This is a genomic window from Cytobacillus sp. EB106-05-05-XG126, from assembly GCF_058791715.1.
Map to the genome: position 1 here is coordinate 1 of NZ_JBYTDU010000039.1, position 1,785 is coordinate 1,785.

1 protein-coding gene is annotated in these 1,785 nt (G+C 46.0%); it reads left to right on the top strand.

Annotated elements, in window-relative coordinates:
* Window positions 1–126: 126 nt before the first annotated feature.
* A complete protein-coding gene (locus AC3WTL_RS25615; RefSeq protein WP_492370277.1) occupies window positions 127–1,404 on the top strand; it encodes an IS110 family RNA-guided transposase in 1,278 nt (425 codons plus the stop codon).
* Window positions 1,405–1,785: the final 381 nt, after the last annotated feature.

Here is a 1,785-nt window from a genome sequence, read left to right on the forward strand (position 1 = left end):
AAGGAGCATTCCTGTTAGAAGAATTTTCGGGGACTTGAACAAAAAAGAGCCCTCTTGGTATGATACGGGGTGTCAAATCGTGCGCCGAATTGACCCCTAACTTAGGTAACCAAGGAGGACTCCAACATGGATTTTAAACAAAATCAGAAAATAAATCAAGTCACCGAAAATACCCTCGTAGTCGGAATCGATATTGCCAAGCGAAAACATTTCGCCTGCTTTGTCGATGACCGTGGACGTTTGCTCCGTAAGTCTTTCTCAGTTTTACAATCCAGCCAGGGTTTTGAGAGTTTTTACCAGCGTATTTTGACTGCCATGAAAGAATACGAAAAGACGGAGGTCATTGTCGGGATTGAACCAACCGGCCATTACTGGCTTAACCTGGCCTATTTCCTTGAGGAACGGGGCATTCCCTTGGCGATGACCAACCCTATGCACGTCAAGCGATCAAAGGAGTTGGATGATAACCTGCCAACCAAACATGACCGTAAGGATGCGCTGGTCATCGCTCGTCTGATCAAAGATGGACGCTTCAGTTATCCTCGTATTTTGAAGGACATGGAAGCTGAACTCCGTGTTGGCTCAACGTTCAGAAGCAAGTTGACAGAGGAACTTGGGGCTATCAAAAACATGATCATTCGCTGGATCGATCGTTATTTTCCTGAGTTCACCCAGGTCTTTCCGTCATTTGGGAAGATGGCAATGGCTGTCCTGGAGTGCACACCATTTCCGGCTGATCTTCATCAGAAACAACCGGATGAAGTATTGGCACTTTACCGTAAGGTCGAGGGGCTCAAATCCCCCCAAAGGCCGAAAGCCATACGACTCATAGAACTCGCTTCAGACTCGATTGGGGTAACAGAAGGACGGGAGATGGCCCGTATTGAAATCGCCACACTTGTTCGCCGTTACCACCAGTTGGAACAGGAGATTGAAAGCATTACGCAGCACCTGGTCGAGATTGTTAAAACATCAGTAGAATACGAATGGCTCTCAACGGTTCCTGGCCTTGGAGATACCACGATTGTCGATTTACTAGCTGAAATCGGAAGCTTTTCTCACTATGAAGATCCACGCCAACTAATCAAACTCGCGGGATTGACATTACGGGAAAATTCATCCGGCCAGCACAAAGGACAAAAGAGAATCTCCAAAAGGGGCAGAAGAAAGCTTCGAGCGCTCTTATTCCGAGTGATGATGCCGATGGTTCGTCATAATGATGCCTTTAGAAAGCTGCATGAGTATTACACAAATCGCAAGGACAATCCGTTACGAAAGAAACAATCCATCGTGGTCCTATGCGGGAAACTCTTAAAAGTTCTCCACGGGATTAGCACGAAGCACAAAGCGTTTGACGCAAAGCGAATGATGAGGGATATTCCTAGTCTCGCAGAGGCTATGTAAAGTCCTGCATCCCTTTAAAAGACCTAGACAACAGGATGACACGGAGAAGCTGGCACTATAAACACCATCCGACCTCGAGTCCCTAAAGGAGCTTCGCTAGCCTCTGCCTTATGACTAGACCGAACGAAGGAATGTAGGCACTTTGATGCCCAGAGACATGGGAGGGTACGTCATCATAAGCTACGCAGAGATCCATTGTGCATCGTATATATACGGATCACTACTCTTCCATCATTACCCAGTAGTGACCGCGTAGCGTACCCACTAATTGTAAGAGAATCACATATTTATTAATTTCTGTTAGGGTATATGTCGAAAAATATTTTTTTGACATCCCACCAACGGGTCAAACCGTTGTTATATCAATATTTATAGAGGGAG